Raw genomic sequence first — 14,345 nt, forward strand, 5'->3', positions numbered from 1 at the left:
GTCCACTGCAGTACCAGGTTGCCAGGTCGGCATGTAATCCTTCTGAGTGTCGCGCTCTGCGCCGAGCACGAGAGAGCCGCATGACAAAGCATTTCCTCTACCCGCTACGCACCGTGCTGTTCGGCTGTATCTGCGCCACCAGCCCGGCGCTGTGGGCCGCCAGCCTGCAAGCCGAGCTGGTCGATACTCAAGGCCAGCCGTTGGCCAATGCGGTACTGACGCTGCGTGGCCCTTTGGGGGCCGAAGCCGAGCCATCGAATGCACTGATGGACCAACAGGCTAAGCAGTTCGTGCCGAATGTGCTGGCGGTGCGCACGGGCACCTTGGTGCCCTTCCCGAATAGCGACAACATCCGCCACCACGTCTACTCCTTCTCCCCGGCCAAGCGTTTCGAGCTGCGCCTGTATCAGGGCACGCCGAGCGAGCCGGTGCTGTTCGACACCCCGGGGGTGGTGGTACTCGGCTGCAATATCCACGACTGGATGATCGGCTACGTCTATGTCACCGATGACCCCTGGTTCGCGGTGAGTGACGAGGCGGGCAAGATCAGCCTCGATCAGCTACCGGCAGGGCACTACGCGGTGAGTCTGTGGCATCCGCAGATTGCCGATATGTTGCCGCAAGCCGGTGCCGAGCTGGTGCTGGGTGAGCCCGGTGCGCAGCAGCGTTTCACCCTGGCCATGCAAGCTCCGAGCAATGTTGCGCCTGCCGCCGCGCCACCGAGCGCGTTCGCCGATGCCTTCAGGAAAGCCGCGCGTGATACTGCGCAGTAGCTTTCAGGCGCGGATCGCCAGTGTCCTGATCCTGCTGCTGGCAGTCGTGGTCGGGGCGTTGTATTTCTCCGTACAAACCGCCACCAATGCCGCAGTGCGCAGTCAGGCCGGTGAGCAATTGGAGATTGGCACCCGGGTATTCGAGCAGCTGCTGGACGTGCGCGGGCGGCAGTTGCACGACGCCGTGCAGGTGCTGGCCGCCGACTTTGGCTTCAAGGCCGCGGTGGCCAGTGGCGATACCGCGACCATAGGTTCGGCCTTGGCTAACCACGGTGCACGAATCAATGCCGGTGTGGTGATGCTGCTGGGGCTCGATGACCGTCTTCAAGTGAGTACCGACAGCCGCATCACCGAACAGACCGCCGCGCGCTTGAGCACGCAGGTCAGGCAGCGTCAGCGCGAAGGTGTGCAGGTATTTCTGATGCCGATCGCCGACACCATCTACCTGTTGGTGGAGGCGACGGTCAGCGCGCCTTTGCCGATTGCCCGGGTGATGATGGGCTTTCAGGTCGATCAGACCTTTGCCCGCGAACTACGCGAGCTGACCCATCTGGAGTTGACCCTGGTGGCCAGCCAGAACGACTTGCCGGCGATCTGGGTCAGCACCTTGCCGGCCTCGAACCAGCAGCAGTTGCAGCAAGGCATGAGCGCTGCTCCGCCCACGGGCAGCGGCATGCTGACGTTGGGCGAGCAGAGCTATCTCGGTCAGCGGCTGCTGCTGGCCAGCGGTGAGGGCTTCCAGGTTCAGGCACTCCTGCACAAGTCGTTGACGCAGGCGCAGCGAGCCTTCGCACCACTCTACGAGGATATTCTGTTGATCGCCCTGGCTGCGCTGCTGGCTTCGCTGGGCGGTGCGCTGCTGTTGGCGCGCAATGTGTCCCAGCCAGTGCGGCTGCTGGCCAAGGTCGCCGAGCGGGTCGGGCAGGGTGATTATCAGGTGCCACTGGAACTCAAGCGCAGCGACGAACTGGGTCGTCTGGCCACGGCGTTCAACGCCATGCAGCAGGGCATCGCCGAGCGTGAGCGGCAGCTGGCCCACAATGCCCTGCATGACCCGCTGACCGGGCTGCCCAATCGCACCCTGGCCCTGGAGCGGCTGGGCAGCGCGATTACCGCCGAGCGGCCGATGGCTGTGTTGTATCTGGGTGTCGGCAACATGCGTGCGGTGAATGAAAGCTGTGGTTCCGGCGGTGGCGATCTGGCCTTGCAGCAACTGAGCAGGCGCTTGCAGGCAACCTTGCGTCCCGGTGACAGTCTGGCGCGTCTGGTGGCGGACGAATTCCTCCTGCTGCTGGAAAATACCGACACTGACAGTGCGGTCGCAATGGCCGACAAACTCCAGCAATTGCTGATCAAGCCGGTGTCTATCGGTACTTTGGATATTGCCCTGGACTGTCGTATCGGTATTGCGGCCTATCCGGCCGATGGTATGACCCCTGAAGACCTGCTGCGGCGTGCCAGCATCGCCATGCAGGACGCGGCGCAATTGCCTGGCCGTTTGCAGGTCTATCAACAAGGGCGGGATACTGCCCAGCAGAGACAGATCAGCCTGATTCGCGATCTGCCGCGGGCGCCGGCGCAGGGTGAGTTGCTCCTGCATTACCAGCCGAAGCTGGACATTCGCACCGGCACCGTTCGCCAGGCTGAAGCCCTGTTGCGCTGGCAACACCCGCAGCTGGGCATGGTCTCGCCCGGCGAGTTCATCCCCTTGGCCGAGCGCACCGGCAGCATCCAGCTACTGACCAGTTGGGTGATCGAAGAAGTCATGCGTCAGTTGCGCGAGTGGAATAGCCGTGGCCTGCGGGTACAGGTATCGCTGAACATTTCCACGGAAGACTTGCTCGATCCCGAGTTGCCGGTACGCGTCGGTCTCTTGTTGACCAAGTACCAGGTGCCGGCCGAGCAACTGATCTTCGAGATCACCGAAAGCGGGGTGATGCTCAACCCCGAAGTAGCCTTGCAGGTGCTGCACAGTCTGCGCGACTGTGGCATCAGCCTGTCGGTAGACGATTTCGGCACCGGCTACTCCTCCTTGACCCAGCTCAAACGCATGCCGGTGCAGGAGTTGAAGATCGACCAATCCTTTATTCGTGACCTGGACGACGCCAGCGAAGACGCGGTGATCGTCCGCTCGACCATCGAAATGAGCCACAGCCTTGGCCTCAAGGTGGTCGCCGAGGGTGTCGAGTACGAGCGCAGTCTGCGACTGCTTGAGCGCTGGCAGTGCGATACGGCCCAGGGTTACCTGATCAGTCGACCGTTGCCAGCCAAGGCCTTCGAGGCCTGGCTCGCGCAGCCACTGACCCTCCCTGTGTCCTTGGTGCACTGAGCCTATGGGTTTTCCGCAACTGTTCGCTGTCGCGCTGTTCAGCCTGTTGGCCGGTCTGGCCTCTGCCGACCAGGGCCGTTTGTTGGCAAGCGGAGGGGCGACCAGCCTCGAAGGTACGGCCGGCGGTGGCATCACCCCCTGGGCGGTATTGGCCGGTTATGGCGAACGTGGCGAGTGGGGCGGTGACGTGTTCGCGACCCGCGTCGAAACCGCCGATTACCGCCTGGATGTCGCCGGGCTGGCGGCCTCCTTCGATAATCGCGTGGAGTTGTCCTATGCCCGCCAGCGCTTCGATCTGGGCACTCTGGCGCACCACCTGAGCCTGCCGGAAAACAGCCTGAGTCAGGACGTGTTCGGGGTGAAAGTTCGCTTGCTCGGTGACCTGATCTACGACCGGTTGCCACAAGTGTCACTCGGCATTCAGCACAAAAGGCAGAAGGATTTTCTCATCCCCAGCCTGGTCGGTGCCACGCGCAGTGAAGACACTGAGGGCTACCTCAGCGCCAGTCGGCTGATCCTTGGGGGCGCTTTCGGCTACAACCTGTTGCTCAACGGCGGTCTACGTTACAGCCGGGCCAACGAGCTGGGCCTGCTGGGCTTCGGCGGCGATCGTCGCGACACGCGCTCGCTGCTCAAGGAAGGCTCGGTCGCCGTGCTGTTCGACCGCGACTGGGCGGTGGGTGTGGAGTACCGCGAGAAACCGGATAACCTCAGCTTCGCCGGGGAAAGCGACTGGGCCGATCTGTTCGTCGGTTATTTCCCCAATAAGCACCTGGCCTTGGTGCTGGCTTACGCGCGTCTCGGCGACATTGCCACGCTGGATAATCAGAATGGGCTTTATCTGTCCGTACAAGGGAGCTTCTAAGCATGCGCATTCTGCTGCGCGTCTCGGTTCTGGCCGTGCTTCTCGGCGTGGCTGCCTGCGCCCGGCAGCCGGCGCATGACGCTAGCCTGTACCGCGACTTGGGCGAGCAGCCGGGCATCACCCGCATCGTCGAAGGCATGCTGCTGAATATCGCCAGTGACCGGCGCATCGTCCGCCATTTCGAGGACATCGATATCGTCCGTCTGCGCGACAAGCTGGTGGAGCAGATCTGCGTCGAAGCCGGCGGCCCCTGTACCTACACCGGCGACAGCATGGAGGAGAGCCACAAGGGCCAGCGACTGACCCCCAGCGACTTCAATGCGCTGGTGGAGAACCTGCAAGACGCCATGGACCAGCAGGGCATCGCGGTGACGGCGCAGAACCGTTTGCTGGCGCGCCTGGCGCCGATGCGTGAACAGGTGATCGATCGCTAGGTCACCCCTGTCGCTGTCACTCCTGGGGTCTGATTCTGCGTGTGCCGGTGTCCGTAATTGCTCAGGCAAGGCTCAGGCGCAAGCCGTGCAGTCTCTCGTCGATGATCGGTGTGAGCAGGGCGAAGCATTCGCCTGGCCCTAGGCGTACCTTGGCAGCGCCGATCAGTTCGCGGTCGAGGCGGCCGAGCACCTCACGCACTGGGTTCTCGCATGAGCCAGTCGCCAGGCGTTGGCAGAGGTAGCGCATCTGAATCTGCAACTCCAGCGGACAGCGCTCATGATTGGCCGCGCGCACCGCCAAGCCGCGCAGTCGGGCCAGGTCTTCCAGGCCCCGGCACGCCTCACCGAGGCCCGCGGTGATCTGCGCATTGCGTTCGCCGAGACGCAACTCGAGCAGGTGCACGACCTCGAGCAACTGTTCGATCAGTCGGCAGTGGCCATTGAAGTCTCCGGCGGCCGCGCGCAACGTCGGCCAGCTACTGTCTATTTCCGGCAGGCGCAACTCGCTGGCCGGCCAGCGCCGCCACAGGTCGTCCAGCAGCTGGGCGATGGTGGCGCGCTGACGGCGAGTCGGCTCATCGTTCTGGCTACCCAGGCCGCGGTGCTTCTGCAGGTTTTGCAGCAACTCCAGGGCCAGTTGCAGGGCGTGGTTATCCCGGCGGTCGAGGCGCGCGTGACGGCGGCGTACGGCGCAATGATGCAACAGGCTGCCGCTCAGCAGCAGGGCGGCGGCGAGGCCAGTGGCAAGCCAGATTTCCATGAGTCACCTCTCGTTGGCTGTGGTCAGTCGGGTCAGGTACAGGGTCAGGCTGTGCAGTTCGTGGGTCTGCTCGCGTTGCTCCGCGACGGTCTGTCCCATGCATTGCAGTTGTTCGTGCAGTGACTGGCTGGCTTGACCGTGTTCGTCCAGGGCCTGCTGCAGGCAGTGCATGTCGCCGAGGCTCTGCTGGCTCTGTTGCGCCAGTTGCTGCAGATCAGCCGCCAGCGCCTCGCTCTGGTGAGCGCCGTGCTCCAGCAGTTGCCGGTGCTCCTCGACCTCGTGGTGCAGGCTCTGCGCCGACTGGGCAATGTCGCCCACCACGCCGGTGATGCGTTGGGCGGCCTGATCGCTGGCCAGGGATAGCTGCCGTACTTCATCGGCAACCACCGCAAAGCCGCGGCCCTGTTCGCCGGCGCGGGCTGCTTCGATGGAGGCATTCAAGGCCAGTAGTTGGGTCTGCTTGGCCAGCCCCTGGATGCCCTGCAAGGCGGTTTCCACGGCCAGGGTGTGGCTCAGCAGTTGGTTCACCGCTTCGGCGGTACGGCCCAGGCTGCTGCGGATCCCCGCCATGGCGTTGCCCACTGATTGGGCATCCTGCTGGCCGGCCTCACTCTTCTGGTGCGCCAGTTGAAACGCACTCATCGCCTGCTGACCGAGGTGTTGGATCTGTCCCAGGGTGAGGCCGATCTCCTCGCTGGCCTGGGCGATAGTGGCCACCTGTCGGCCTTGCGCGTCGCTGCGTTGCTCCGTAGTTGCGGCCATTTCGGCCAGCGCCTGGCCGGCGAACAGTACTTCGCTGCGCAGTCGCTCGGCGTTGCGCCGTTCCTGGCTGCTGCTGAGAATCAGGCTGTGCAGTTCCGGCTGACTGTCGCCGCAGAGCTGTTGCAGGCCTCGCAGCAGGCGTTGTAACTGCTGGCGTTGGCGCTGCTGTTGCCACAGGTACAGCAGTGACCCGCTGAACAGCGTGAGCAGTGCCGGCCAGGTCTGGCCGCTCAAGGCCAGCGGGATGCCTATCAACCAGCAGCTGGATATCAGCCAGAAACGGGCATCCGGTCGTCCGCCAGTCGTTGCGGTCAAAGAGGATTCCATCGGCTATTCCTTACGCAAGGGCGAACATTTGCCTGGGACGCTGCAAGATATTGGCCACCGCCATCGAAGTTCGCCTGTGCGTTTCACCCAGGGCGCGAAGTCACGGTTGAAAATACCCTCGCGCAGACCGGGCAGGCGTGCCCTTCGCCACTCAGGCGCTAGACTGAAACAATGAAAACGGCATTTCCCCGTGCGCCAGGTGGAGGTGCGGCATGGATATCCGTGACGGTTTTATCGGCAGCATCGGCAACACCCCGTTGATCCGCCTCGAGCGGCTCAGTCGTGAGACAGGTTGCGAGATTCTCGGCAAGGCCGAGTTCCTCAATCCAGGTGGCTCGGTGAAGGATCGCGCCGCCTTGTCCATCGTGCTCGACGCCGAGCGGCGTGGCGTACTGCGTCCCGGCGGCACCGTGGTCGAGGGCACGGCCGGCAATACCGGCATCGGCCTCGCGCATATCTGCGCCAGCCGCGGTTACCGCTGCATCATCGTGATTCCCGACAACCAATCGCTGGAGAAACTGGAGCTGCTGCGCGCACTCGGCGCCGAGGTGCGCCCGGTACCGCCGAAACCCTACCGGGACCCGGACAACTATCAGAAGATCGCCGGCCGCCTGGCTCGCGAACTGCCGGGTGCGATCTGGGCCAACCAGTTCGATAACCTGGCCAACCGCCAGGCCCACTACAGCAGCACCGGGCCGGAGATCTGGCACGACACCCAGGGGCAGGTGGACGCCTTCGTCTGTGCCACGGGCACCGGCGGCACCCTGGCCGGCGTCGCGCGCTACCTCAAGGAGCGTAACCCCAAGGTCCGTATCGTCCTCGCCGACCCCATGGGCAGTGCGCTCTATCACTGGGTGCTGAGCGGAGAGTTGCAGGCTGAGGGCAGCTCCATCACCGAAGGCATAGGTACCACGCGGATAACCGCCAATCTGGAGGGTACGCCGATCGACAGTGCGGTGCAGGTCGATGACCCGAGCTGCGTGAACATGGTCTATCGCCTGTTGCGCGAGGAGGGCTTGTTCCTCGGTGGCTCCTCCGGCATCAACCTGGTTGCCGCCGTGCGGGTGGCGCGCGAACTGGGGCCCGGACATAGGGTAGTGACCCTGCTGTGTGACCGTGGCGGACTGTACATGCGCCGCTTGTTCAACCCGACGTGGCTGAGTGAGCATGGCCTGGCGCCCGCTTAGTGCTGCCACTGTTTATCCCAATCAGCGCCGGCAATAAGCGTGGCCGCAGCTGGGATTGCCCAGGCTATCGCGCAGAGGCGCGTCGGTACGCCGCAGCGTTGCTGCGAGTTCATGCTTCAGTTGCCTTGGTCGCTCGGGATGAGCGCAGGCAGGGCCAGAGGCATTGGCCGCTGCGCGAACTTCTGTTCGTTGTCAGCGGGGCTCTGTTTGCGGCGAGTACTGAGGGCATTCAGAGGGGGGTGACAACTGCACAAATATCCGTACTCGAATGCTCCCTGCGTTTTTACCCAGCCTGGATCGGCAGCAAGCCTGTTAATATTGGCATGCGGCAACCGAAAGCAGTTCAGCCCTAAAGTCAGGCGGCTCTTTCATAAGCTTGTCGAATCTACTAAGTTGTCATGAAATTTTGCTATATAAGCGCCCGAGTCCAACACCCAAGTGCAGCGCTCACCCCCTCACGAACTCTTGCATCTTGACGCAACGTATCGCTTTGCCGCGGTCCCTGTTGTCACATGTGGTTTTTTGTCGTTACAGCCCTGTGCCCCAATGTCCAGAGAGGCGAAATGAAGGTCACTGTTTTTGGAAGCGGTTATGTCGGCCTGACTCAGGCAGCCTGCCTCGCAGAAGTAGGGCACAGCGTCTGCTGTATGGACGTCGATGCCGCGCGCATCGCACTGCTCAATGAGGGCCGCTCGCCCATCTATGAACCGGGCCTGGCGGACTTGTTGAGCAAGAATCTGGCCGCCCAGCGCCTCAGTTTTACCGTCGATACGGCGCAAGCGATCGCCTTCGCGGAGCTGATCTTCATCGCCGTCGGCACGCCCTCGCAGGCCGATGGCCAGGCGAATCTGGACAACCTGTTCGCGGTAGTCGATTCGATCGCAAGCCTGGCGACCGCGCCCAAGATCATCGTCAACAAATCCACGGCCCCGGTCGGCACGGTCGACAGCATCAAGGCTCGCCTGGTCGAACAGCTGGGCTCCGCCGAGCGCGCCGCGGCCTTTCAGGTGATGTCCAACCCCGAGTTTCTCAAGGAGGGCTCGGCGGTCGACGACTGCATGCGTCCCGAACGGATCATCATCGGCGCCGAGGATACCCAGGCGGTCGAGGTACTGCGCGACCTCTACAAACCCTTCAGCCGCCACCATGACAAGTTCATCACCATGGACGCCCGCAGTGCCGAGCTGACCAAATACGCGGCCAACTGCATGCTGGCCACCAAGATTTCCTTTATCAACGAGATGGCCAACCTGGCCGATTGCCTGGGTGCCGATATCGAAATGGTCCGCCGTGGCATTGGCTCCGACTCGCGCATCGGCTACGACTTCATCTATCCGGGCTGCGGTTACGGCGGCTCCTGTTTCCCCAAGGACATCCGTGCGCTGAAACAGACGGCCCTGGACGTCGGCTACCCCTCACGCCTGCTCCAGGCGGTGGAGGCTATCAACGACAGCCAGAAGCACCGCTTGTTCGAAAAGATCAGCCGACACTTCAATGGCGATCTGGCCAGCAAGACCTTTGCCCTCTGGGGGTTGGCCTTCAAGCCCAACACCGACGACATGCGCGAGGCCTCCAGCCAGGTGTTGCTGCAACGCCTCTGGCAGGCTGGCGCCCGCGTCCGCGCCTACGATCCGAAAGCCATGCATGAAGCCGCGCAGATCTTCGGTGAGCGCAGCGACCTGTTCCTGGCCAGCAGCAAGGAAGACGCCCTGCAAGGGGCCGATGCCCTGGTGGTGGTAACCGAATGGTCGGACTTCCGGGTGCTCGACCTCGACCTGGTCAAGGCGCGCCTGCCCAATCCGGTGGTGTTCGACGGCCGCAACCTGTTCGACCCGCAGCAGCTGGAGGCGGCGGGTATCGCCTATTTCGCGATCGGCCGCGGACGCCGGCATGAGGGTGCGGCATGAAGGTGCTGATTACCGGCGTGGCGGGTTTCATCGGCTCGCACACCGCCCTGCGTTTGTGTGCCGAGGGGCATGAGGTGGTCGGCATCGACAACCTCAACGACTACTACAGTGTCGACCTCAAAATGGCACGCCTCGAGCGGTTGGCCGGCCACGGCAACTTCCGCTTCCTGCGCCTGGACATCACCGACAAGCAAGCCCTGCTCGAGTTGTTCGCCCAGCAGCGTTTCACCCAGGTCATCCACCTGGCCGCACAAGCCGGGGTGCGCTACTCGCTGGATAACCCGGATGCCTATGCCCAGGCCAACCTGATCGGCTTCCTCAATCTGCTCGAAGCCTGCCGCCAGTCTCCGCCCGATCACCTGGTGTATGCCTCGAGCAGCTCGGTGTACGGCATGAACGACAAGATGCCGTTCTCCACCACCGATGCGGTCGACCGACCGGCCTCGTTGTATGCCGCGAGCAAGCGTGCCAACGAGCTGATGGCCTACACCTACGCGCACCTGTACCGCATTCCGGCCACCGGGCTGCGCTTCTTCACGGTCTACGGGCCGTGGGGACGCCCGGACATGGCGTTGTTCAAGTTCACCCAGAGTATCCTCAACGGGCAGCCGATCGAGGTGTATAACAATGGGCAGTTGTCGCGGGACTTCACCTACATCGACGACATCGTCGAGGGTATCGTACGCCTGCTCGCGCGCCCGCCCGTCAGCCAGGCGGCCAGTGCTGCCGGCGGTTTGGCTGCAGTAGAAGCGCCGTGCCGCGTCCTCAATATCGGTCGCGGCGAGCCGGTCAAGTTGCTGGACTTCATCGAGTGCATCGAGTCCAGCCTGGGGCTGCAGGCGCAGAAGCGCTATCTGCCGATGCAGCCCGGCGATATCGAGAAGACCTGGGCGGATGTATCGGAGCTGGCGCAACTGATCGATTTCCGCCCCGCCACCTCGCTGGCCACGGGGGTCGAGCGCTTCGTCAGTTGGTACCGGGCCTTTTATCGGGCTTAGTAAAATTTGCTCTTACAACAATATTAAAACTGGAATACCCATGCCCGACACGGTTTATGTATCCGTACTGATTCCCGCGAAAAACGAAGCCGGCAACCTCCCCTCGCTACTGCAGGAAGTGCGTACGGCACTCGCCGACGAAGCCTATGAAGTCATAGTCGTGGATGACGGCAGCACCGACACCAGCAAGGCCGAGCTGATTGCGCTGAAACAGGCTGGCTTCAAGGAGCTGCGCATCCTCAGTCATGAACGCTCGCTGGGCCAGAGCACCTCGATCTATCACGCGGCCATCCAGGCCAAAGGCGTCTGGCTGGCGACGCTGGATGGCGACGGACAGAACGACCCGGCGGATTTGCCAGGGATGTTGGCGCTGGTGCGGGGCAGCGAGGGCCGCGCCGATGGCATCAAGCTGGTGGCCGGCCATCGGGTCAATCGCCGCGACACCGCCAGCAAACGCTGGGCCTCGCGCTTTGCCAATGGCCTGCGCAGCCGCATGCTCAAGGATGCAACGCCAGACACCGGCTGCGGCATCAAGGTAATCGAGCGCGCGGCCTTCCTGCGTCTGCCCTATTTCGATCACATGCACCGCTACATTCCGGCGCTGATCCGCCGCCATAACGGGCGCATGGTCGTCCACCCGGTCAATCACCGCTCGCGCAGTGCCGGGGTGTCCAAGTACGGCAACCTCGACCGCGCCCTGGTCGGCATCCTCGACCTGCTGGGCGTCTGGTGGCTGATCAGGCGCACCCGCCTGGATGCAATACCTCAGGAAGTGGAGGGCTGAGATGGGCAAGGAAACCCTCTGGCTGGTGGTCGGTTTCGCCGGCCAGCTGGCCTTCACCGGCCGCTTCGCCCTGCAGTGGCTGTACAGCGAATACAAGAAGCGCAGCCTGATTCCGGTGGGCTTCTGGTACCTCAGCATCATCGGCAGCGCGCTCCTGCTGTCTTACGCGATCTATCGCGAAGATCCGGTGTTCATCCTCGGTCAATCCTTTGGTTTCGTCGTCTATCTGCGCAACCTGCAATTGATTGCCCGCAGCAAGCCCACAGAAAAAAAGGACTGACGCCATGCGGATCAACCTCAGCCAGCGGATGGAGCTGTTTGCGCTGATGGGCCTGGCGTTGCTGCTGATCGGCGCCGGCCTGGGCCTGCGCCAACCGCTCAACGTCGACGAGGAGCGTTTCCTCGGCGTAGCCCTGGAAATGCTGCAGAACGGTTCCTGGTTCATTCCCCATCGTGCCGGCGAAATCTACCCGGACAAACCGCCGCTGTTCATGTGGGCGGTGGCGCTGTTCATCAAGTTGACCAATGCCCCGAAGATCGCGCTGTTTCTCCCCGCCCTGCTGGCCGGGGTGGTCTCGACTGCCTGCCTCTACGACCTCGGTCGGCGCTTGTGGAACCGCCGGATTGGGGTCATCGCTGCGCTGCTGTTCCTCGGCACCTACCAGACCTACAGCATCCTGCGCACCGGTCAGATCGACGGGTTTCTTTGCTTGTGGAGCGCGCTCGGTATCTATGGCATGGCCCGCCACCTGCTGCTCGGTCCGAGTTGGCGTTGGTTCTATCTGGCGTGCGCGGCGATGGGCTTTGGCATCATCAGCAAGGGCGTGGGCTTCCTGCCAATCCTCATGCTGTTGCCCTATGCCTACGCGGTGCGCAAGGGCTGGTCGGGCGTGGTGGCCATGCCGGGGCAGGGGCGCGCCTGGGCGCTGGGCTTAGTGGTTGCGCTGGCCGCTGTCGCCGTGTGGCTGGTGCCTGTGCTGGTCAGCGTCATGCTGCGAGGCGATCCGGCCAGCCTGGCCTATGTGCAGGAAATCCTGTTGAAGCAGACGGCCCAGCGCTACGCGAGTGCCTGGGCCCACCACGAGCCGTTCTGGTACTTCCTGGTCAAGGTGATCCCCAAGTACTGGCTGCCGATGTTCCTGGCCCTGCCTTGGCTGGTGCCGGCCTGGCGTCGGCAGTTGCTCAAACATGACGGCCGCGTTCTGGTGTTGCTCGGTTGGGTCGTGCTGGTGGTGCTGTTCTTCAGTCTCAGCAGCGGCAAGCGCAAGCTCTATATTTACCCCGCACTCCCGGCTCTTGTGCTGGTGGTGGCGCCGCTGGTGCCCTGGCTGCTGCGGCGCTGGTTCGCCAAGCGAGCACTGGGTCGAAAAGTGTTCATCGGTCTGACCGTGCTCTGGTTCTGCGCCTGGTTTGCCCGCGGCTTCATTCAGCCGCTCAAGGAAGGGACCAATCCCCACGAGACGGTAATGCGCGAGGCCGCCGAACTGAGCAACGGGGCGGACCTGCTATTGGTCGGCTGGCGTGAAGGGAACTGGCTGTTCGCCCAGCAACCCATCGTGCACTTTGGCTTCGCCACGGGCGCCACGGTGGACTCCGCCGCCACTTGGTTGCGCAAGCATCCCCAGGCTTTCGTGCTCCTGCCGGGAGCGGACCTTGCACGCTGCTTCTTACCCGACAAGGCCCGTGAGCTTGGAACTACATCGCGGGCGGAGTGGTTTCTGGTCGGATCAGACGCCGACAACGGTGACTGTTCCGGCGAGCCTCCCGCCACTGAATATCGATTCGAGTGGCAGCGCAGGGCGCTCTGATTACCAGGCCGAGCCAGCCAGGATTTCGTTCGCCAATACCCCATTACAGTCGCCGCCCAGATAACTGGGCAGGCGGCTGTGCAACGCCTAAGGATCGATCTGGATGAATGACGCTAATCGCTCAAATGTGCAAGCCCCTTGGCCACGCAGGCGATGGATTTGGCTGGCCTCGAGCGTGTTTGTGCTGACGCTCATAGGGATCGCCTCCTGCCGATTCTATTGGCATCAGCAATTCTATTATCACCTGCTCGGCCAACTGAGCGCGGACCCTGCCCCCGGCCAGGATATCTGGCTCCCCGATTACAAAGTGGTTATCGATGCTAAGCCGATAGAGGGCGCTGATAACCTTTCGGGGATTACCTACGACAGCGACAAGGACCGTTTGCTCACCGTTATCAATAAAGGCGCTATGGCGATTGTGGCGCTGAGCAGAAGCGGGGAAGTGCTCGACCGCTATCCACTCAAGGGCTTTGATGACGTTGAAGGGCTGGCCTACATGGGCAATGGCCGCCTGGTGCTGGTAGAAGAAGGTGCCCAGCAGCTGCGCTTCGTCGACCTGCCGGCCTCGGGGCAGGAGATCAGCGCCCGGGATACGCCGTTCCTCGCGCTGGCCATCAACCTGAGTGAGCATAACAAGGGCTTTGAAGGCGTTGCTTACGACATTGCTGGCGATCGCGTATTTGTGATTAAAGAGCGTGATCCGCGGCAACTATACGAGGTTTCTGGCGCCGCCAAATCCCTGGACGGTAGGTTGCAACTTAAAATTCACGACCTGACCAGCTGGATTGATCGCAGTGTGTTTGGCCGAGATATCTCGGACGTCTATCACGATCCTAAAACCGGCCATCTGCTGATCCTCAGCGATCAATCGAAACTGCTCATCGAAGTGGATGACGCTGGAAACTACGTGAGTTTTCGATCGCTGCTAGGCGGTATCACTGACCTCAAGGCCAGCGCACCGCAGGCGGAAGGGGTAACCATGGACCACTCGGGAAATCTGTTCGTGGTGAGTGAGCCTAATTTATTTTATGCGTTCAAGAAAGATTAGAATCCGGCCGGCGACTACTGCCGAACGTCGATGCCGGAGGGGCGTTAGCTGCTGACTGAATAAGGCGTTGCCGATGAGGGGCGATCTCCTCAGGGGCTCCTGGAGGCCAACTTTGATTTGAGCGAGGTTGGCTGCCAGCGCAAACGCTTCTACTCCGCTGGCATTGCACGCCTGCCCGGCTGCCATCTAGGGTCAGCGCCGCTCGGTCGTGACCGGCCTTGGTTACTTGCTGGACGACAATCAGCAGTGCAGGGCATGAGTCGTTCGGCTCGCCCGCTGAAGCCGGTGCCGCGCGCATTGCCCGCACCTGTCGGTGCGCGCCCTGAATGTTCGCGGCTGGCTGTAATCCGGCGCCGGCGTCCA

General features: G+C 62.8%; 13 protein-coding genes. 11 read left to right on the forward strand and 2 right to left on the reverse strand.

All coding sequences use genetic code 11. From position 1 onward, the window contains the following. Positions 1-80 precede the first annotated feature (80 nt). The 4 genes from FBY03_RS12890 to FBY03_RS12905 are packed head-to-tail and all read left to right on the forward strand — an operon-like array spanning position 81 to position 4,401. Positions 81-773 (forward strand): methylamine utilization protein, encoded by a 693-nt coding sequence (locus FBY03_RS12890; protein ID WP_256677926.1) that lies wholly within the window; start codon positions 81-83, stop codon positions 771-773. After that, positions 757-3,102: a bifunctional diguanylate cyclase/phosphodiesterase gene (locus tag FBY03_RS12895; RefSeq protein WP_147172770.1), complete on the forward strand. Its 2,346-nt coding sequence runs from the start codon at positions 757-759 to the stop codon at positions 3,100-3,102. Before FBY03_RS12890 ends, FBY03_RS12895 begins: the two co-directional genes overlap by 17 nt. Before the next feature lie 4 nt (positions 3,103-3,106). After that, positions 3,107-3,967 carry a DUF3034 family protein gene (locus tag FBY03_RS12900; RefSeq protein ID WP_147172771.1) on the forward strand — a complete coding sequence of 287 codons (861 nt, stop codon included), beginning with the start codon at positions 3,107-3,109 and terminating at the stop codon, positions 3,965-3,967. 2 nt (positions 3,968-3,969) lie between these two features. Beyond that, positions 3,970-4,401, forward strand: coding sequence for a group 1 truncated hemoglobin (locus FBY03_RS12905; protein WP_147172772.1), 432 nt, complete (start codon positions 3,970-3,972; stop codon positions 4,399-4,401). 61 nt (positions 4,402-4,462) lie between these two features. Here FBY03_RS12905 and FBY03_RS12910 read toward each other — a convergent pair whose 3' ends face one another. Together FBY03_RS12910 and FBY03_RS12915 are read right to left on the reverse strand one after the other, a co-directional pair. Further along, positions 4,463-5,161 carry a hypothetical protein gene (locus FBY03_RS12910; RefSeq protein ID WP_147172773.1) on the reverse strand — a complete coding sequence of 233 codons (699 nt, stop codon included), beginning with the start codon at positions 5,159-5,161 and terminating at the stop codon, positions 4,463-4,465. A 3-nt stretch (positions 5,162-5,164) separates the two neighbouring features. Further along, the gene (locus FBY03_RS12915) at positions 5,165-6,250 is read right to left on the reverse strand and encodes a methyl-accepting chemotaxis protein (protein WP_147172774.1); all 1,086 of its coding nucleotides are present in this window, start codon (positions 6,248-6,250) and stop codon (positions 5,165-5,167) included. A gap of 212 nt (positions 6,251-6,462) precedes the next feature. Between FBY03_RS12915 and FBY03_RS12920 the strand changes: the two genes are divergently transcribed. The 7 genes from FBY03_RS12920 to FBY03_RS12950 all read left to right on the forward strand — a co-directional run bounded on the left by FBY03_RS12920 (position 6,463) and on the right by FBY03_RS12950 (position 13,982). Next, complete coding sequence (locus FBY03_RS12920) at positions 6,463-7,437, forward strand: cysteine synthase A (protein WP_147172775.1); 975 nt, start codon at positions 6,463-6,465, stop codon at positions 7,435-7,437. A gap of 563 nt (positions 7,438-8,000) precedes the next feature. Further along, complete coding sequence (locus FBY03_RS12925) at positions 8,001-9,344, forward strand: UDP-glucose/GDP-mannose dehydrogenase family protein (RefSeq protein ID WP_147172776.1); 1,344 nt, start codon at positions 8,001-8,003, stop codon at positions 9,342-9,344. Further along, positions 9,341-10,342 carry an NAD-dependent epimerase gene (locus tag FBY03_RS12930; RefSeq protein WP_147172777.1) on the forward strand — a complete coding sequence of 334 codons (1,002 nt, stop codon included), beginning with the start codon at positions 9,341-9,343 and terminating at the stop codon, positions 10,340-10,342. Before FBY03_RS12925 ends, FBY03_RS12930 begins: the two co-directional genes overlap by 4 nt. A gap of 40 nt (positions 10,343-10,382) precedes the next feature. Beyond that, the gene (locus FBY03_RS12935) at positions 10,383-11,126 is read left to right on the forward strand and encodes a glycosyltransferase family 2 protein (protein WP_147172778.1); all 744 of its coding nucleotides are present in this window, start codon (positions 10,383-10,385) and stop codon (positions 11,124-11,126) included. 1 nt (position 11,127) lies between these two features. Continuing rightward, positions 11,128-11,406, forward strand: a complete 279-nt coding sequence (locus FBY03_RS12940) for a lipid-A-disaccharide synthase N-terminal domain-containing protein (RefSeq protein ID WP_147172779.1) — start codon at positions 11,128-11,130, stop codon at positions 11,404-11,406. A 4-nt stretch (positions 11,407-11,410) separates the two neighbouring features. Further along, positions 11,411-12,934 carry a glycosyltransferase family 39 protein gene (locus tag FBY03_RS12945; RefSeq protein ID WP_147172780.1) on the forward strand — a complete coding sequence of 508 codons (1,524 nt, stop codon included), beginning with the start codon at positions 11,411-11,413 and terminating at the stop codon, positions 12,932-12,934. Between the two features lie 103 nt (positions 12,935-13,037). Further along, positions 13,038-13,982 (forward strand): SdiA-regulated domain-containing protein, encoded by a 945-nt coding sequence (locus FBY03_RS12950; RefSeq protein WP_147172781.1) that lies wholly within the window; start codon positions 13,038-13,040, stop codon positions 13,980-13,982. Positions 13,983-14,345: the final 363 nt, after the last annotated feature.

This window comes from Pseudomonas sp. SJZ079 (genome assembly GCF_007993865.1).
Classification (GTDB): domain Bacteria; phylum Pseudomonadota; class Gammaproteobacteria; order Pseudomonadales; family Pseudomonadaceae; genus Aquipseudomonas.

Bases quoted from the DNA above. Each gene is read 5' to 3' on its own strand.
- FBY03_RS12890 (WP_256677926.1), top strand. From the start codon at position 81: ATGACAAAGCATTTCCTCTACCCGCTACGCACCGTGCTGTTCGGCTGT.
- FBY03_RS12900 (WP_147172771.1), top strand. From the start codon at position 3,107: ATGGGTTTTCCGCAACTGTTCGCTGTCGCGCTGTTCAGCCTGTTGGCC.
- FBY03_RS12905 (WP_147172772.1), top strand. From the start codon at position 3,970: ATGCGCATTCTGCTGCGCGTCTCGGTTCTGGCCGTGCTTCTCGGCGTG.
- FBY03_RS12910 (WP_147172773.1), bottom strand. From the start codon at position 5,161: ATGGAAATCTGGCTTGCCACTGGCCTCGCCGCCGCCCTGCTGCTGAGC.
- FBY03_RS12915 (WP_147172774.1), bottom strand. From the start codon at position 6,250: ATGGAATCCTCTTTGACCGCAACGACTGGCGGACGACCGGATGCCCGT.
- FBY03_RS12920 (WP_147172775.1), top strand. From the start codon at position 6,463: ATGGATATCCGTGACGGTTTTATCGGCAGCATCGGCAACACCCCGTTG.
- FBY03_RS12925 (WP_147172776.1), top strand. From the start codon at position 8,001: ATGAAGGTCACTGTTTTTGGAAGCGGTTATGTCGGCCTGACTCAGGCA.
- FBY03_RS12930 (WP_147172777.1), top strand. From the start codon at position 9,341: ATGAAGGTGCTGATTACCGGCGTGGCGGGTTTCATCGGCTCGCACACC.
- FBY03_RS12935 (WP_147172778.1), top strand. From the start codon at position 10,383: ATGCCCGACACGGTTTATGTATCCGTACTGATTCCCGCGAAAAACGAA.
- FBY03_RS12940 (WP_147172779.1), top strand. From the start codon at position 11,128: ATGGGCAAGGAAACCCTCTGGCTGGTGGTCGGTTTCGCCGGCCAGCTG.
- FBY03_RS12945 (WP_147172780.1), top strand. From the start codon at position 11,411: ATGCGGATCAACCTCAGCCAGCGGATGGAGCTGTTTGCGCTGATGGGC.
- FBY03_RS12950 (WP_147172781.1), top strand. From the start codon at position 13,038: ATGAATGACGCTAATCGCTCAAATGTGCAAGCCCCTTGGCCACGCAGG.